This window comes from Leifsonia soli, from assembly GCF_013408745.1.
In the GTDB taxonomy this organism is placed as follows: Bacteria; Actinomycetota; Actinomycetes; order Actinomycetales; family Microbacteriaceae; genus Leifsonia; species Leifsonia soli.
The window spans coordinates 2145732-2162198 of record NZ_JACCBJ010000001.1 but is presented as its reverse complement, the minus strand read 5'-3'; the positions used below and the strand labels follow the sequence as shown (position 1 = coordinate 2162198).

The following is a 16467-nucleotide window of genomic DNA, read 5'->3' as shown; positions in this document are numbered from 1 at the left end:
CCGGATGACGTGCAGTTTTTGCGTACTCGACGGGGGATGGGTCAGTGGCCCCCGGCGGCGAGCTTCGCGATCGCCTTCTGGATGAGGCCGTCGGCCTCGGCCGCGTCGCCCCAGCCCTCGATGTTGACGAACTTGCCCGGCTCGAGGTCCTTGTAGCGGGCGAAGAAGTGCTCGATCTCCTTGCGGGTCTGCTCCGGGATGTCGTCCACATCCTGGATGTGCTGCCAGCGCGGGTCCTTGTAGGGCACCGCGATGACCTTCGCGTCGCCGCCGGCCTCATCGCTCATGTTGAGCACGGCGACCGGGCGGACCTTCACGCCGACGCCCGGGAACACCGGGTACTCGAGCAGCACCAGGGCGTCCAGCGGGTCGCCGTCGTCGCCCAGCGTGTTCTCGAAGAAGCCGTAGTCGGTCGGGTAGACGAAGCTGGTGAACAGCACGCGGTCGAGGTACACGCGACCCGTCTCGTGGTCCACCTCGTACTTGTTGCGGCTCCCCTTCGGGATCTCGATGACGACGTCGTATTCGGCCATTCCGTACTCCTTAGCTCTGTGCGAAACCTGCACTAACGTTACTGGATGCACCTCGACGGATCGGAGGCCGGGCAGGCCTCGCCCGACCCGCAGCGCCGCCCGCGCCTGACCCCGCCGATCGCCGACGCCCGCCGCGCCGTCCGCACGGCGCTCGCTGCGGCGGCGGCCCTGCCGGAGGTCGACCCGCACGACGACCACGGTCCGGAGCGGCCATCGCCCCTCCACCCGGGAGCGCTCGTCCTGGTCGGCCTGAGCGGGGGAGCGGACTCGCTCGCCCTCGCCGCGGCGACCGCCTTCGAGGCGCCCAGGAACGGATTCCGTGCCGGTGCGGTGATCGTCGACCACGGCCTGCAGCCCGGCTCGGATGCCGTGGCCGCCCGTGCCGCGGAGCAGGCGAGCACCCTGGGTCTCGACCCGGTGATCGTCGACCGCGTCGCCGTCGAGGGCGACGGTGGCCCCGAGGGCGCGGCGCGTGCGGCCCGTCACGCCGCGTTCGACCGCGCTCGCGTAGCCACCGGCGCCGAGCGCATCCTGCTGGCCCACACGCTCGACGACCAGGCGGAGACGGTCCTCCTCGGCCTCGCCCGCGGCTCCGGCCCGTCGAGCCTGCAGGGGATGCTGCCCGACACGGGCCGCCTGCTGCGCCCCTTCCTCGGCCTCCGCCGCACTCAGACGCGGGCCTTCTGCGCCGACAGCCTGCTGGAGCCCTGGGACGACCCGCACAACGACGACCCCTCTTACACGCGCGTGCGCGTGCGCACGACGGTGCTCCCGGTGCTGGAGCGTGAGCTCGGGCCCGGGGTCGCCGAGGCCCTCGCGCGGACGGCCGAGCAGCTGCGCGAGGACGACGAGGCGCTCGACGGCCTCGCGCTGGAATGGGCGCTGGAACTGGTCAGCCAGACCGACGACGGCGCGGTCGCGCTCGACGTCCGCGGTCTGGCGGCCGACCCCGCGGCGCTCCGCCAGCGCATCATCCGGCTGGTGGTCTCCGCGGAGTTCGGCGTGTCCCTCACGCGTGCCCACACGCTCGCGGTCGCGGCGCTCATCACCGACTGGCACGGACAGGGGCCGGTCGACCTGCCAGGCGTTAGAGTGGTCAGGCAGAACGGGCTGCTCACGTTTCACCCCACCACGTAAGGACAGCGCCTCCCCCATGGAACTCACGGACGTTCAGAACGACCTGACCGAGATTCTGATCACCGAGGAGCAGATCCGCTCCCGCATCGCCGAGCTGGCCCGGGAGGTGGAGCGGGACTACGCCGGCAAGGACGTCCTGCTGATCGGCGTCCTGAAGGGCGCGGTCATGGTGATGGCCGACCTCTCCCGTGAGCTGCGCATCCCCGTCACGATGGACTGGATGGCCGTCAGCTCGTACGGCAGCGGGACGCAGTCCAGCGGCGTCGTCCGCATCCTGAAAGACCTCGACACCGACCTCAGCGGCAAGACCGTCCTGATCGTCGAGGACATCATCGACTCGGGTCTCACGCTCTCCTGGCTGCTGTCGAACCTGCGCAGCCGCGGCCCGGAGTCCATCGAGATCTTCACCCTGCTCCGCAAGCCGGATGCCGCGCGCGTCGAGATCGACGTGAAGTACGTCGGCTTCGACATCCCCAACCAGTTCGTGGTGGGCTACGGCCTCGACTACGACGAGCGCTACCGCACCCTGCGCGGGGTCGGAATCCTGGCCCCCGCCGTCTACAGCTGAGGCAGCGGGCCGCACGCAGACCGCCCAGAGCGAACACGCAGGCGACCCACAGCGCCCAGGCGGTACTGTGGTCGCACCATGAACGTCAAGAAGATCTTCCGCGGCCCGATTCTGTACGTCGTGCTGGCGATCATCATCGTGTGGATCGGCTCCAGCCTCATCACGATGTCGGGCTTCAAGAGCGTTTCGACGCAGAAGGGCCTGGAGTACCTCTCCCAGGACAAGGTGTCGAGCGCGAAGATCGTCGACGGCGAGAACCGCGTCGACCTGACGCTCAAGGAGCCGGACGGCAACCTGGGCAACCAGGTGCAGTTCTACTACGTCACCCCGCGCGGCCAGGACGTCGTGAAGGCGGTCGACGACGCGAACCTCCCCAAGGGCTACGACGACGAGGTCCCGCAGCCGAACTGGTTCGTCAACATCCTCGGCTTCCTCATCCCGGCACTCCTCATCGGCGTGTTCTTCTGGATCATGATCTCCGGCATGCAGGGCGGCGGGAACAAGGTCATGCAGTTCGGCAAGTCGCGGGCGAAGCTCGTGACCAAGGAGACGCCGAAGGTCACCTTCGACGACGTCGCCGGGTCGGACGAGGCGATCGAAGAGCTGCAGGAGATCAAGGACTTCCTGAAGGAGCCGGCCAAGTTCCAGGCGGTCGGCGCCCGTATCCCGAAGGGCGTGCTGCTGTACGGCCCTCCCGGAACGGGCAAGACCCTGCTCGCCCGCGCCGTCGCGGGTGAGGCCGGTGTGCCCTTCTACTCGATCTCGGGTTCCGACTTCGTCGAGATGTTCGTCGGCGTCGGCGCGAGCCGCGTCCGCGACCTGTTCCAGCAGGCGAAGGAGAACTCGCCCGCGATCATCTTCATCGACGAGATCGACGCGGTCGGCCGTCACCGCGGCGCCGGACTCGGCGGCGGGCACGACGAGCGCGAGCAGACGCTGAACCAGCTCCTGGTGGAGATGGACGGCTTCGACCCCAAGACCAACGTCATCCTCATCGCGGCGACCAACCGTCCCGACATCCTCGACCCCGCGCTGCTGCGCCCCGGCCGCTTCGACCGCCAGATCGGCGTGGATGCGCCCGACCTGCTCGGTCGGAAGAAGATCCTCGAGGTGCACGGCCGCGGCAAGCCGCTGGCGGCATCGGTCGACCTCGAGGTGCTCGCCCGCAAGACGCCGGGCTTCACCGGCGCCGACCTGGCCAACGTCCTCAACGAGGCCGCCCTGCTCACCGCCCGGTCGAACGCGCAGCTGATCGACAACCGCGCGCTGGACGAGGCCGTCGACCGCGTCATCGCCGGTCCGCAGAAGCGCACCAGGGTCATGAAGGACCAGGAGAAGCTCATCACGGCGTACCACGAGGGCGGACACGCGCTCGCCGCCGCGGCGATGCGCCACACCGACCCCGTGACGAAGATCACCATCCTGCCGCGCGGCCGTGCCCTCGGCTACACGATGGTGCTCCCGCTGGAGGACAAGTACTCCATCACCCGCAACGAGCTGCTCGACCAGCTCGCCTACGCCATGGGCGGTCGCGTGGCCGAGGAGATCGTGTTCCACGACCCGACCACCGGCGCCTCGAACGACATCGAGAAGGCGACCTCCATCGCCCGCAAGATGGTCACCGAGTACGGCATGAGCGCCGACATCGGCTCGGTCAAGCTCGGCCAGGCGAACGGCGAGATGTTCCTCGGCCGCGACATGGGCCACCAGCGCGACTACTCCGAGCGGATCGCCGAGCGGGTCGACGCCGAAGTGCGCGCCCTCATCGAGAAGGCGCACGACGAGGCGTGGGAGGTGCTCAACGAGAACCGCGCAGTCCTCGATCGTCTGGCCGCGTCGCTCCTCGAGCACGAGACCCTCGACCACAACCAGATCGCCGAGATCTTCGCCGACGTGAAGAAGCTGCCGGAGCGCCCGCAGTGGCTGTCCAGCGACAAGCGTCCGATCTCGGATGTCCCGCCCATCCCGTTCCCCAAGGCCCCGATCGACGCGGGCGCGGTGGACGGCGGCGTCGACTCCGAGCCGCCGGCGGCGAAGCCGAAGCGTTCGCCCGCGATCAAGCCGCGCCCGGCGACCGCCTAGGGCCGTCGCGCGCATGAGCGGAATCGATCGTCCGCGCATCGAAGCGGCCGTCGCCGAGATCCTCGCCGCCATCGGCGAGGATCCGGCGCGTCCGGGCCTGGAGAGCACGCCCTCGCGCGTGGCCGACTCCTACGCCGAATTCTTCGCCGGGATCGGGCGGGATGCCGCAGCCGACCTCGGGCAGCCGGTTCCGCTCGAGGAGGGCCGCCAGGCCGAGACGGTATTGCTGCGCGACATCGAGTTCCGTTCCGTGTGCGAGCACCATCTGCTTCCGTTCGTCGGCGTCGCGCACGTCGCGTACCTGCCGGGGGACACCGTGATCGGGCTCGGCCGCATCCCGCGTGCCATCGACACCCTGGCGTCGCGCCCGCAGATCCAGGAGCGACTGACCGAGCAGATTGCGGACACCATCGAGCAGGGTGCCGCCGCGCGCGGCGTGCTCGTCGTCCTCGACGCCGCGCACTCCTGCGTCACCACCCGCGGCCCCCGGCAGACCGGCAGCACGACGGTGACCGTCGCCGCTCGCGGGGCGTACACCGACCCCGTGGTCCGGGCCGAGCTCATCGCGTTGATCGGGCGCGGCGTCAAGTGACCCTCATCATGGGCGTCCTCAACGTGACGCCGGACTCGTTCAGCGACGGCGGGCTCTGGCTGGAGCCGGACGCCGCCATCGCGCACGGCCTCGACCTCGTCGCGCAGGGCGCCGACCTGGTCGACGTCGGCGGCGAGTCCACCCGGCCGGGAGCCGCGAGCGTCGACCCGGTCGACGAGCAGGCGCGGGTCGTCCCGGTGATCCGCGAGCTGGCCTCCCGCGGGGTGACCGTCAGCGTCGACACGCTCAACGCGTCCACCGCGCGGGCCGCCGTCGAGGCGGGCGCGGCGATCATCAACGACGTCTCCGGAGGGCTCGCCGACGAGCGGATGCCGGAGGTGCTCCTCGAGACCGGCGCGCAGTACGTCGCGATGCACTGGCGCGGACGCCTCGACGCGGCCGACTCGCGGGCGGTCTATCAGCACACGGTGGCCGAGGTCCGCGCCGAGCTGTCGGCACGCGTCACCGACCTCGTGCGGCGCGGCGTCGACCCTGCCAAACTCATCCTCGACCCCGGGCTCGGCTTCTCGAAGAACGCGCGTCACAACTGGCAGGTGCTCGCCGGGCTGCACGAGATCGAGACGCTCGGGTACCCGGTGCTGATCGGCGCCTCCCGCAAGCGGTTCCTGGGGGCGCTGCTGCCCGAGGGTGCGCCCGCCGAGGCGCGGGATGCCCCGACGGCCGTGATCTCGGCGCTGGCCGCGCAGGCGGGAGCGTGGGCCGTCCGGGTCCACGACATTCCGTCGACCCGGATCGCCCTCGACGTCGTGCGGGCATGGCAAGCTGGACGCGATGAGTAGCCTCCAGGCTCGGCCCGCCGACTCGATCATCCTGACCGGTCTGCGCGTCCACGCCAACCACGGTGTGTTCGACTTCGAACGCGCCGAGGGGCAGGAGTTCGTCGTCGATGTCACGGCGTGGCTCGACCTCTCGGTCGCGTCCGCCGGTGACGATCTCGCCGCGACCGTGCACTACGGCGAGCTGGCCGAGGAGGTCGTCGCGGCCGTGGAGCGCGACCCGGTCGACCTGATCGAGACAGTCGCCGAGCGCGTTGCCGAGACGGTGCTCGCCCATGAGCCGGTGGATGCCGTCGAGGTGACCGTCCACAAGCCGCAGGCGCCGATCAGCGTCCCGTTCGGGGATGTCGCCGTCCGCATCACCCGGGGGCGCGCGTGAACGCCGCGCCGCTGGGGAAGCCGGTCCGCATGCGGGTCGGCGTTCCCGCCGTGCTCGCGTTCGGGAGCAACCTCGGCGACCGTGCCGGCACCATCCAGGCCGCTGTCGACGCGCTCCGGGAGGAGGCCGGCGTCGACGTGCGTGCCGTCTCGCGCCTGTACGAGACGCCCGCGCTGAAGCCGGACGGCATCGATGTCGAGGCGCCCGCGTACCTCAACGCCGTCGCGCTCGTCCGCACCCTGCTCGAACCGCTCGCGCTGCTGGACGCCGTCAACCGCGTCGAGGACCGGCTGGGCCGCGTCCGCGAGGAGCACTGGGGCGACCGCACCATCGACATCGACATCGTCGACTACGACGGGATCGTGTCCGACGACGACCCGCGCATCGTGCTGCCGCATCCGCGTGCCCACGAGCGGGCCTTCGTCCTCGTGCCCTGGCTCGACGTCGACCCGGACGCCCGGCTCGCCGGCTTCGGGCCGGTCGCGGACCTCGCCGCCCGCGCCACCGACCCGGTCCGTGTCTGGGAGGCCCGCTCGTGAAGCGCACCCGTCCGAGCTCGCTCATCGGCCTCGGCGTCGCCGGGCTCGTCATCGGCTTCCTGGCCGAGCTGACCGCCGCGGGGATGGGACAGCCGATCTTCATCCCGCCGCTGACGCTGCCGATCACGCTGGTCGCGGTGGCGATCATCGTCATCGCGTTCGCGCTGCCGATCCGCCGTGCCGTCCGCGGCAGGAGCGTGCGCCGCATCGACCCGTTCCAGGCGACCAGGATCGTGGTGCTCGCCAAGGCGTGCGGCCTGAGCGGCGCCCTGCTCACGGGCATCGGCGTCGGGCTCGGCGCGTACCTGCTCAGCCGGGACGTCCTGCCCGGCGGGAACGCCATCCTGCTGACCGCCCTCGCGACCGCCGGAGCGGTGATCCTGCTCGTCGCCGGGCTCGTGGCCGAGCTGTTCTGCACCCTGCCCCCGGGCGACGACGACGACCGCACGGAGACCGTGAATGCCCGATCGGATTGACCTGAGCGTCGGCGACTGGCGCCGCGTCTCACCCAAGTACGTCCTCGTCGTCATCGCGAGCACCGTGATCACCGGCCTAGTGCTGGCGGCGGCCTCGCTGTTCCTGTGGCTGGTCGGCGGCTGGCCGTTCGGCTGGCTGGCGCTCGTCGTCGTTGTCGTCATCTCGGTGATCGCCCTCATCATCGCCCCGCGGCGCGCCCGCTCGATCGGCTACCGGCTGCGTGACGACGACCTGCTGTTCCGCCGAGGCATCATGTTCCAGCGTTTCGTGTCGGTGCCGTACGGGCGCATGCAGCTGATCGACATCAACCGCGGACCGGTCAGCCGGATGCTCGGACTGGCCGACCTCAAGTTCGTGACGGCCGCAGCCTCCACCGGGGTGATGGTCCCCGGCCTCCCGGAGCCGGAAGCCGCCGAGCTTCGCGACCGGCTCGTCGAGCTGGCAGAGAGCAGACGGGCGGGGCTGTGAGCGCCCCGGATGGCGGCGCGCCGACGGGTCCGCCCCTCGGCCCGCCCCTCACGCGTGCGGAGCGGGCCGCCGAGCGGTACACCGACGGCGAGTGGCATCGGCTGCATCCTGCGACCCCGCTGCTCCGCGGCGGCATCGTGTTCATCGCCCTGTTCGGGTTCGTACTCTCGAACCTGCGCGAACGCCTGATCGGCTTCTTCGTCGGCGCCCCCGACTACGGCGGCGACCCGCTGGACGCGATCTACAACCACGGCTGGGAGGGCTGGGCGCTGCTCGGGGTGGCGGTCGTGCTGCTGCTCTGCTTCGGCGCCTTCTATCTGTCGTGGAGGATGCACAGCTTCCGGATCACCGGCGACGCGGTCGAGGTGCGCAGCGGCATCCTGTTCCGCACCCAGCGCAAGGCGCGGCTGGACCGCATCCAGGGCATCAACGTCGTGCGCCCGGTGCTCGCCCGGATCTTCGGGGCGGCCAAGCTGGATGTGTCGGTCGCCGGCCATGACGCGAACGTGCAGCTGGCGTACCTGGGGTCGTCGCTGGCGGACGGCCTGCGTGCGGACGTCCTGCGGCTGGCGTCGGGAGTGCGTGCCGCGGAGGCCGCGGAGGCCGCCGCGGCGGCTGCTGGTGCGGCGGCAGCGGACGGTGCGGGGGCGACTGCGGAGGCCGTCGGTGGCGAGAACGTACCCGGTGCGGGGCCGTCGCGCGTCGCCGCGGTGGGGGATCTCGTCGGGCGCCGCGTGAACGAGTTCCTGGCGCCCGAGCTCGACCCGAACGCGGCGCCACCGGAGTCGGTCGTGAAGATCCCGCCGCTCCGGCTGCTGGGGTCCCTGCTCTTGAGCGGATTCACGGTCTTCGTGCTCGTCGTCGTCGCGTTCCTGATCTGGGGAGCGTCGAGCGGCGAGCTGTGGCTCCTCATCGTCGTGCTGCCCGGGCTGATCGGTTCGGCCAGTTTCTACATCAACCGGTTCACCAAGTCGCTGCGGTACTCGATCGCCGGGACGCCGGACGGCGTGCGCGTCGGCTTCGGCCTGCTGAGCACGAGCAACGAGACCCTGCCGCCCGGCCGCATCCACGCCGTCGAAGTGCTGCAGCCGCTGCTGTGGCGCCCGTTCGGCTGGTGGCAGATCCGGATCGACACGGCGGGCCATTCCCGCGAGAAGGGGGCGGCCGGGCAGCCGAACACGACGATGCTGCCGGTGGGCGACGCGGTCGACGTCTTCCGCGTCCTGGCGCTGGCGCTGCCCGGCTTCGCCACCGACGAGCACCGGGAGCTGATCGAGTCGGGGATGTCGTCGGCCGGCCGCGACGCCTACGTCGGGAGTCCCCGCCGGGCGGCGTGGATCCGTCCGCTCTCGTGGCAGCGCACCGGCTTCCGCGTGGTGGACGATGCGATCCTGTTGCGCCGCGGTTTCGTCTGGCGGAGTCTCGCGATCGTGCCGCTCGCGCGCCTGCAGAGCCTGGAGCTGCAGCAGGGACCGCTGGATGCGGCGCTCGCGCTCGCCGAGGCCCGTTTCCACACCGTGTCCGGCCCGGTCCGGCCGCGCCTGGCGGCGATCGACGCACCGACCGGCGTCCGGCTGTTCGAGGAGGTGTCGGCCCGCGCCGTCGCCGCGGCCGCCGCCGACCGGAGCCACCGCTGGGGGCAGGCTGCGCCCGACGGCGGCTCCCGTGCCGACGCAGGGCCGCGTGTCGATGCCGCGCGGCGTGTCGATGCAGCACCGCGTGTCGATGCCGCGCCGCGTGTCGATGCCGCGCCGCGTGTCGATGCCGTGCCGCGTGTCGATGCTGCGCCGCGTGTCGACGTTGCACCTCCGATCGAGAAGGAGCACTGATGCTGCCATCCGCCCGTCCGCCTTCGCAGCGTTCCGGCCGGCTCGGCGTGGGGATCGTCGGCGCCGGACGCGTCGGCCCCGTGCTCGGCCTCGCGCTCGCGGGCGCCGGCCACGCGATCGTCGGGGTGTCCGCGGTCTCCGAGCAGAGCCGGGAACGCGCAGAGGCGATGCTCCCCGGCGTTCCGGTGCTCGACATCCCGACCGTGGTGGAACGCAGTGAGCTGGTGATCCTCGCGGTCCCCGCTGCGGAGCTCCCGAGCCTGGTCGCCGGTCTCGCCGCGACCGGCACGTGGCAGCCCGGGCAGATCGTGATGCATACCGCGCCGGGCTTCGGGATCGAGGTGCTGCAGCCCGCGGCGGCCGCCGGCGCCATCCCGCTCGCCATCCACCCGGCCCTCGAGTTCACCGGGACGAGCCTCGACCTCGCCCGCCTCGGCGAGAGCTACTTCGCGGTGACCGCCCCCGCGCCGGTGCTGCCGATCGCGCAGGCCCTGGTGGTCGAGATGGGCGGCGAGCCGGTGGTGGTGGACGAGGGCGATCGGCCCGCCTACGCCGAGGCGATCGCGACGGCGACGGCCTTTTCGCGGTCCATCGTCGAGCAGTCGACGGGGCTGCTGAAGAGCATCGGCGTCGACAAGCCCGGCTCCTTCCTCAGTTCGCTCATCCGCTCGGCGGTGGACAACGCGCTGACCCGCGCGGGAGCGCCGACCCGGCTGGACCTCGATGTGATCGGTGCGCTGAACGACGATGCCTCGGTCGGACCGCTTCCCGGCTCGTCGGGCGGCTCGGGCGGTGCTCGCGACCGCACCGCCGAGGGCGATCCCGACGACGACGGGCGCGGGTGGTTCCTGCGCGGCGAGTAGCCTGGTTCCGGCCGGTTCCGACCCGGCCGGAGGGATGCGCATGCCAGAGATCATCACCACCATCGCCGAGCTGCGGGCCCGGGTCGCGGATGCGCGCCGTGTCGCGCACCAGGACGGCCCGTCCGACGCGCCCACCGGTCGCGTCGTGCTCGTGCCGACCATGGGTGCGCTGCACGAGGGGCACTTGCGGCTGGTGTCGCAGGCCCGTGACCTCGGGGGCTTCGTCGTGGTGTCGATCTTCGTGAACCCGTTGCAGTTCGGCCCGGGCGAGGACTTGGAACGCTACCCGCGCACGCTCGATGCGGACGTCACCGCCCTGGAGGGCCTCGCCGATGTCGTGTTCGCGCCGTCCGCGTCCGAGATGTATCCGAGCGGTCCCTCGGAGACGCGGGTGATCGCGGGGGAGTCGGGACTCCTGTTCGAGGGTGCATCCCGCCCCGGGCACTTCGATGGGGTGCTGACGGTCGTCAGCAAGCTCTTCAACATCGTCCAGCCCGACGTCGCCGTGTTCGGTCAGAAGGATGCGCAGCAGGTGCACGTCATCGGCCGCATGGTCGACGACCTCAACCTCCCGGTCTCGATCGCGGTCGTCGACACCGTGCGCGAGTCGGACGGTCTCGCGCTCTCCAGCCGCAACCGGTACCTGGATGACGACCAGCGGCTCGCCGCCGTGACCCTGTCCCGCGCTCTCGGCGCCGGGGCGGAACGAGCGGGGGACGGAGTGGAGGCGTCCCTCCGCGCCGCCCGCGCGCACGTGGAGGCGGACCCAGCCGTTAAGCTTGACTATCTCGCGATCGTCGACCCGGATACCTTCCGCGAAGCGTCGCCTGACCACCACGGTCCCGCCCTGATGCTGATCGCCGCTCGCGTCGGAACGACCCGGCTGATCGACAACCAGCGCCTCACGACGTGACCCCCGCACCACCGCCCGCCCCCTCGAACGGAAAGACAGCGATGACCGACGCGCAGACCACCGCGGCCGACCTCGGCGACGACCAGCTCAGCGAGGCCGAGATCAGCGAGCAGAAGGCGGTCCGGCTCGGCAAGCGCGACCGTCTGCTCGCCGAGGCGGAGGGCCCCGGCGGTGGCGCCTACCCGGTGCACGTTCCGGTCACCACGACCATCCCGGCCGTGCGCGCGAAGTGGGATCATCTGCAGCCGGACGAGGGCTCTGGCGAGATCGTCGGCATCGCCGGGCGTGTGGTGCACCTGCGCAACACCGGAAAGCTGTGCTTCGCGGTGCTGCAGGCCGGCGACGGCTCGCGCATCCAGGTCATGGTGTCCCTCGCCGAGGTGGGCGAGGAGTCGCTGAGCGCGTGGAAGGAGCTCGTCGATCTGGGCGACCACGTGTTCGTATCGGGCGAGGTCGTCTCCAGCCGCCGCGGCGAGCTCTCCGTCATGGCGCGGGAGTGGCGGATCGCCGCCAAGGCCCTCCTGCCGCTGCCGAACCTGCACAGCGAGCTGAGCGAGGAGACCCGCGTCCGCGCCCGCTACCTCGATCTGATCGCGCGCGATCAGGCCCGCAAGACCGTCCTCGACCGTGCGGCCGCGGTGGCGAGCCTCCGTCGCACGTTCGGCGAGCGCGGATTCGTCGAGGTCGAGACGCCGATGCTGCAGGTGATGCACGGTGGTGCCTCCGCTCGGCCGTTCGTGACCCACTCCAACGCCTTCGACACGGAGCTGTACCTGCGCATCGCGCCGGAGCTCTATCTGAAGCGCGCCGTCGTCGGCGGCATCGACCACGTGTTCGAGATCAACCGCAACTTCCGCAACGAGGGCGCCGACTCCACGCACTCGCCGGAGTTCGCCATGCTGGAGGCCTACCAGGCGTACGGCGACTACAACTCCATCGCCGACCTCACCCAGACGCTCATCCAGGATGCCGCCGTCGCGGTCTCCGGATCGCACGTGGTGACGTGGGCAGACGGCACGGAGTACGACCTCGGCGGCCAGTGGGACCGCATCCGCATGTACGACAGCCTCTCGGACGCCATCGGTGAGGAGATCACCCCGGAGACCCCGATCGAGCGCCTGCGCGAGCTCGCGGCCCTCGCCGGCATCGAGATCGAGCACCCGTTGCCCGGCAAGTACGTCGAGGAGCTGTGGGAGCACTACGTCAAGACCGACCTGGTGCGCCCGACCTTCGTCATGGACTTCCCCGTCGACACCAGCCCGCTGGTGCGCGCGCATCGTTCGCGCGATGGCGTCGTCGAGAAGTGGGACCTGTACACGCGGGGCTTCGAACTGGCGACCGGCTACTCGGAGCTCGTCGACCCGGTCGTGCAGCGGGAGCGTTTCGTCGAGCAGGCGAAGCTGGCGGCCGCGGGCGACAACGAGGCGATGCGTCTCGATGAGGAGTTCCTGCGCGCCCTCGAGTTCGGTATGCCGCCGACGGGAGGCATGGGCATGGGAATCGACCGCCTGCTCATGGCGCTGACCGGCCTCGGCATCCGCGAGACGATCCTCTTCCCACTGGTGAAGTAGCCTCCCAGGAGCCGGCGGTACGATGAAGGCGCTATGAACGACGTCATCAGCGGTATCGTCTGGGCCCTCGCACCGACCGTGCTGGTCGGCCTGCTGTTCTGGGCGATCATGCGCGCGATCGTGCGCGCCGACCGCAACGAGCGCAAGGCCTACTCGCGGCTGGAAGCCGAGGAGCGCGCCCGCCGGGGCCTCGCCCCCAAAGCCTGACCCCGAGAGGGGCACCCCAGTCTCGCGGGTGATCCCGGGCACGCCCAGGCGGACCTCTCGTGTCGTGGCCGTGCCGTTGCCGCGACGGTATGCCGTTCCCGCTACGGTATCCCTGGGGACGCGTTCGCGTCTTTCCGCGGTCGACCGAGGGATGCGTGCATGGAGACGGGGTTCTGGGTCTCGTTCTCCATCGTCCTGGCACTTCTCATCGACTTCGTCATCCGCGTTCTCGCGATCATCTTCGTGCCGCGGAACCGCAAGCCCACCTCGGCCACCGCCTGGCTGCTCGCGATCTTCCTGATCCCGTACATCGGCATCCTGTTCTTCCTCCTGATCGGCAGCTACAAGCTCCCGAAGAGCCGACGGCAGAAGCAGGACGAGATCAACCGCTTCATCATCGACAGCACGGAGGGCATCGAGCGCGTCCGCCGCGATCATCCGTGGCCCCCGTGGCTCGAGGGCGTGGTCGAGCTGAATCGCAACCTCGGGGCGATGCCGCTCGTCGGCGGTAACCGGGCGACCCTCAACGGCGACTACCAGGGCTCGCTCGACGCGATGGCCGAGGAGATCGGCAAGGCGAAGCGATACGTCCACGTCGAGTTCTACATCCTGACGCTCGACAAGACGACGGCCCCGTTCTTCGATGCTCTGGAGGCCGCCGTCCAGCGCGGGGTGACCGTTCGCGTGCTCCTCGACCACATCGCGTCGCTCCGGACGCCGGACTACAAGCGCACCCTCAAGCGGCTCACCGCCATGGGAGCGCGATGGCAGCTGATGCTGCCCGTCCAGCCGCTCAAACGGAAGTACCAGCGGCCCGATCTCCGCAACCACCGCAAGCTGCTCGTGGTCGACGGCCGCGTGGCGTTCATGGGGTCGCAGAACGTCATCGACCGCAGCTACAACAAGAAGTCGAACATCAGGCGCGGGCTGAAGTGGAAGGAGCTCATCGTCCGTCTCGAGGGGCCCATCGTCGCCGGTCTGAACGCCATCTTCATCACCGACTGGTACAGCGAGACCGATGAGCTCCTCCGCCGTGAGACCGAGCCCATCACCGACGAGATCGACGCCAACGAGCTCGACGCCCAGGTCGTGCCCTCCGGGCCCGGGTTCGCCGGCGAGAACAACCTCCGACTCTTCCTCGCCCTGCTGTACTACGCGCAGGAGCGCATCGTGATCACCTCTCCGTACTTCGTGCCGGACGAGTCGATGCTGATGGCGATCACCTCGGCGGTGCAGCGTGGCATCCGTGTCGACCTGTTCGTCTCCGAGATCGGCGACCAGGCGCTCGTCTATCACGCCCAGCGGTCGTACTACGAGGCGCTGCTGCGGGCCGGAGTCCGGATCTGGATGTACAAAGCCCCCTACATCCTGCATGCGAAGCACTTCACCATCGACGACGACGTCGCCGTCATCGGTTCGAGCAACATGGACATGCGCTCCTTCCAGCTGAACATGGAGGTCTCCCTGATGGTGCGAGGGCGTTCGTTCGTGGACGAGATGCGCAAGGTCGAGGACGGCTATCGCCAAGACAGCCGCGAACTCACCCTGGACGAGTGGATGAAGCAGCCGCTCCGTTCCACCGTTCTGGACAACCTGGCCAGGCTGACCTCCGCGCTGCAGTGAGGCGACGCCGCGCGTGCGGAGCCACACCCCGGAATGTCACGCCGGCCGGAGCTCGCGCAGCGGCCTGACCTCGCACCAGCGTTCCGCTGCCGCGGCGAGGCGGTCGTCGGCCGTGACGAGCGGCAACTCGAGGAGGCGGGCGAGAGCCACGTACATCGCGTCGTAGACGGTCAGATTGTCGCGCCACCGCCAGGCGTCCGGCCACAGCGGCTCGTGCTCCACGCGCATGATCTCGAGCCGCGAGAACTCGAGGATCACCTGCTCGGCGAGCTGAGCGTCGCCCGGTCGCCGGAGCGCGTGCCGGCGCATCGCACTGACGAACTCCGGGTCGATCAGGTGAGGGGCCACCAGGATGCACTCCGCCAGTTCGTCGTTCTCCTCGAACGCGGCGAGACCGTCGCGCGACAGCAGTTCGACGAGTGCGCTGCAGTCCATTACCGCCGCGATCATCGGCTCTGCCGGTCGTCGCGGATGCCGTGGACGATCTCCTCGGTGGTGATGTCGAGCGGTCGACGACGCGGAGCCGCGTTCGAACCCTGGCGCTCGCTCAGCGCGTGGTGCTCGACCGTCACCTCCGCCCAGCGCTCCTCGATGCGCAGCCTCTCCGCGATGCGGGTGAGCTGCCTGCGCAGATACTCGGAATACGACAGCCCTTTCGCCGCTGCCGCCGCCTTCAGGCGATCGTTGACGGCCGGATCCAGATCTCTCACTTGCACGGTGACTCCCATGGGTTCAGTTTAGACGTTGATGCATGCAGAAACAAGAGATCTGCATGCACTGTACGTCTATTCTGACCCGGGCGTGCGTCGGAGCGCCCGGCCGCCCTCCGAACTGTGGAGAAGTCGGGTCGGCGTCAGCCTGGGGACGGAACCGCGTCAGCCGCGCGGCCGTAGGCGGACCGTCGGCAGCTCGGGCGCCGGAAGCGGCATACCGTCATAGCCGTCGACCGTGCCGAAACGGCCGTGCGGATCGGCGCCGGCGATCACCTCGGCCTGCCACTGGGTCCGCGAGGCGACGATGTCCTCGTGACTGCGGCCGATGAAGTTCCACCACATCACGATCTGCTCGCCCAGCGGTTCCCCGCCGAGGAGCACGATGCGCGCATCCGTCTCGGCGCCCACCGAGAGGCTCGTGCGCCCAGGGGACAGATAGGCCAGATGCGAGACCGGAACCGGGGTGCCGTCGATCGTGACATCGCCGGCATCGATGAGCACGCCGTGCTCGAAGTCCACGTCGAGCGGGACCTCGATGCGGCTTCCGGCCGGGACGACGATCTCCGCCCCGACCAGCGGGGAGAACACGGTCGCGGTCGTCCCGCTCCCGGCCAGCGAGCCGACGAACGTCCGCACCGTAGCCGGGCCGATGCTGCCCACGGCGGGCGTGTGATGTTCGAAGAACGGCGCGACATCGCGCGAGGCGCCGGGTAGCGCCACCCAGAGCTGGACGCCGTGCAGCCGCTCCGTGCCCGGTGTGGACACCTCGGAATGGCTGATCCCGCGACCGGCCGTCATCAGGTTCAGCTCGCCCGGCCGGACGAGCGCATGGCTGCCGACGCTGTCCCGATGGTCGATCTCGCCCTCGAACAGCCAGCTCACCGTCTGCAGGCCGGTGTGCGGATGCGGCGGGACCTGCATCCCGCCGGTCGCCGACACGTCGTCGGGGCCGTAGTGGTCGATGAAGCACCAGCCGCCGATCAGCGAACGGCGACGCTGGGGGAGGGTGCGCCGGACGGTCATCGCGCGCGGGCCGCCGAGCGGGACATCCCGCGGTTCGAGGATCTCGACGCCCGCGTCCGTGAGCACGGCCGATGTGGCGACGAGCTCGGCCGGATCGCGCTCCAGATTGCTCATAGCGGCATCCTAGGCGTCGGGCAGGAAGGTCGGAGGCGG

General features: G+C 70.3%; 19 protein-coding genes. 15 read left to right on the top strand and 4 right to left on the bottom strand.

Annotation, left to right across the window (positions count from 1 at the left end; genetic code table 11):
- Positions 1-41: 41 nt before the first annotated feature.
- Positions 42-533, bottom strand: coding sequence for an inorganic diphosphatase (locus BJ963_RS10515; protein WP_179456454.1), 492 nt, complete (start codon positions 531-533; stop codon positions 42-44).
- A gap of 45 nt (positions 534-578) precedes the next feature.
- Here BJ963_RS10515 and tilS point away from each other — a divergent pair, with 45 nt between their 5' ends.
- The 15 genes from tilS to cls all read left to right on the top strand — a co-directional run bounded on the left by tilS (position 579) and on the right by cls (position 14578).
- A complete protein-coding gene (gene tilS, locus BJ963_RS10510; RefSeq protein WP_179456453.1) occupies positions 579-1670 on the top strand; it encodes a tRNA lysidine(34) synthetase TilS in 1092 nt (363 codons plus the stop codon).
- Between the two features lie 16 nt (positions 1671-1686).
- Positions 1687-2238, top strand: a complete 552-nt coding sequence (gene hpt / locus BJ963_RS10505; protein WP_089908281.1) for a hypoxanthine phosphoribosyltransferase — start codon at positions 1687-1689, stop codon at positions 2236-2238.
- A 78-nt stretch (positions 2239-2316) separates the two neighbouring features.
- Positions 2317-4320 carry an ATP-dependent zinc metalloprotease FtsH gene (ftsH, locus tag BJ963_RS10500; RefSeq protein WP_089908283.1) on the top strand — a complete coding sequence of 668 codons (2004 nt, stop codon included), beginning with the start codon at positions 2317-2319 and terminating at the stop codon, positions 4318-4320.
- A 13-nt stretch (positions 4321-4333) separates the two neighbouring features.
- Complete coding sequence (gene folE, locus BJ963_RS10495) at positions 4334-4912, top strand: GTP cyclohydrolase I (RefSeq protein ID WP_179456452.1); 579 nt, start codon at positions 4334-4336, stop codon at positions 4910-4912.
- Entirely contained in the window at positions 4909-5712 is an 804-nt protein-coding gene (gene folP / locus BJ963_RS10490) for a dihydropteroate synthase (protein WP_179456451.1), read from the top strand. Before folE ends, folP begins: the two co-directional genes overlap by 4 nt.
- Positions 5705-6088, top strand: coding sequence for a dihydroneopterin aldolase (gene folB / locus BJ963_RS10485; RefSeq protein ID WP_179456450.1), 384 nt, complete (start codon positions 5705-5707; stop codon positions 6086-6088). Before folP ends, folB begins: the two co-directional genes overlap by 8 nt.
- Positions 6085-6627: a 2-amino-4-hydroxy-6-hydroxymethyldihydropteridine diphosphokinase gene (folK, locus tag BJ963_RS10480; protein ID WP_179456449.1), complete on the top strand. Its 543-nt coding sequence runs from the start codon at positions 6085-6087 to the stop codon at positions 6625-6627. The genes folB and folK overlap by 4 nt, the downstream gene beginning before the upstream one ends.
- Positions 6624-7103 (top strand): DUF3180 domain-containing protein, encoded by a 480-nt coding sequence (locus tag BJ963_RS10475; protein WP_089908299.1) that lies wholly within the window; start codon positions 6624-6626, stop codon positions 7101-7103. Before folK ends, BJ963_RS10475 begins: the two co-directional genes overlap by 4 nt.
- The gene (locus BJ963_RS10470) at positions 7087-7572 is read left to right on the top strand and encodes a PH domain-containing protein (protein WP_179456448.1); all 486 of its coding nucleotides are present in this window, start codon (positions 7087-7089) and stop codon (positions 7570-7572) included. Before BJ963_RS10475 ends, BJ963_RS10470 begins: the two co-directional genes overlap by 17 nt.
- Positions 7569-9401 carry a PH domain-containing protein gene (locus BJ963_RS10465; RefSeq protein WP_343037257.1) on the top strand — a complete coding sequence of 611 codons (1833 nt, stop codon included), beginning with the start codon at positions 7569-7571 and terminating at the stop codon, positions 9399-9401. The genes BJ963_RS10470 and BJ963_RS10465 overlap by 4 nt, the downstream gene beginning before the upstream one ends.
- Positions 9401-10264: a Rossmann-like and DUF2520 domain-containing protein gene (locus tag BJ963_RS10460; RefSeq protein WP_179456447.1), complete on the top strand. Its 864-nt coding sequence runs from the start codon at positions 9401-9403 to the stop codon at positions 10262-10264. Before BJ963_RS10465 ends, BJ963_RS10460 begins: the two co-directional genes overlap by 1 nt.
- A gap of 34 nt (positions 10265-10298) precedes the next feature.
- Positions 10299-11177 carry a pantoate--beta-alanine ligase gene (gene panC, locus BJ963_RS10455; protein ID WP_179456446.1) on the top strand — a complete coding sequence of 293 codons (879 nt, stop codon included), beginning with the start codon at positions 10299-10301 and terminating at the stop codon, positions 11175-11177.
- 41 nt (positions 11178-11218) lie between these two features.
- Positions 11219-12748: a lysine--tRNA ligase gene (lysS, locus tag BJ963_RS10450; protein ID WP_179456445.1), complete on the top strand. Its 1530-nt coding sequence runs from the start codon at positions 11219-11221 to the stop codon at positions 12746-12748.
- A 33-nt stretch (positions 12749-12781) separates the two neighbouring features.
- Complete coding sequence (locus BJ963_RS10445) at positions 12782-12955, top strand: hypothetical protein (protein ID WP_018192119.1); 174 nt, start codon at positions 12782-12784, stop codon at positions 12953-12955.
- A 159-nt stretch (positions 12956-13114) separates the two neighbouring features.
- Positions 13115-14578: a cardiolipin synthase gene (gene cls / locus BJ963_RS10440; RefSeq protein WP_179456444.1), complete on the top strand. Its 1464-nt coding sequence runs from the start codon at positions 13115-13117 to the stop codon at positions 14576-14578.
- 36 nt (positions 14579-14614) lie between these two features.
- Here the strand turns inward: cls and BJ963_RS10435 are convergent, their stop codons facing one another.
- From BJ963_RS10435 to BJ963_RS10425, 3 genes are all read right to left on the bottom strand, one after another.
- Complete coding sequence (locus tag BJ963_RS10435; RefSeq protein WP_246298027.1) at positions 14615-15013, bottom strand: type II toxin-antitoxin system VapC family toxin; 399 nt, start codon at positions 15011-15013, stop codon at positions 14615-14617.
- Positions 15014-15024: 11 nt separating this feature from the next.
- Positions 15025-15306: a FitA-like ribbon-helix-helix domain-containing protein gene (locus tag BJ963_RS10430; RefSeq protein WP_089908317.1), complete on the bottom strand. Its 282-nt coding sequence runs from the start codon at positions 15304-15306 to the stop codon at positions 15025-15027.
- Positions 15307-15453: 147 nt separating this feature from the next.
- Positions 15454-16428 carry a pirin family protein gene (locus BJ963_RS10425; RefSeq protein ID WP_179456440.1) on the bottom strand — a complete coding sequence of 325 codons (975 nt, stop codon included), beginning with the start codon at positions 16426-16428 and terminating at the stop codon, positions 15454-15456.
- Between the last annotated feature and the right edge of the window lie 39 nt (positions 16429-16467).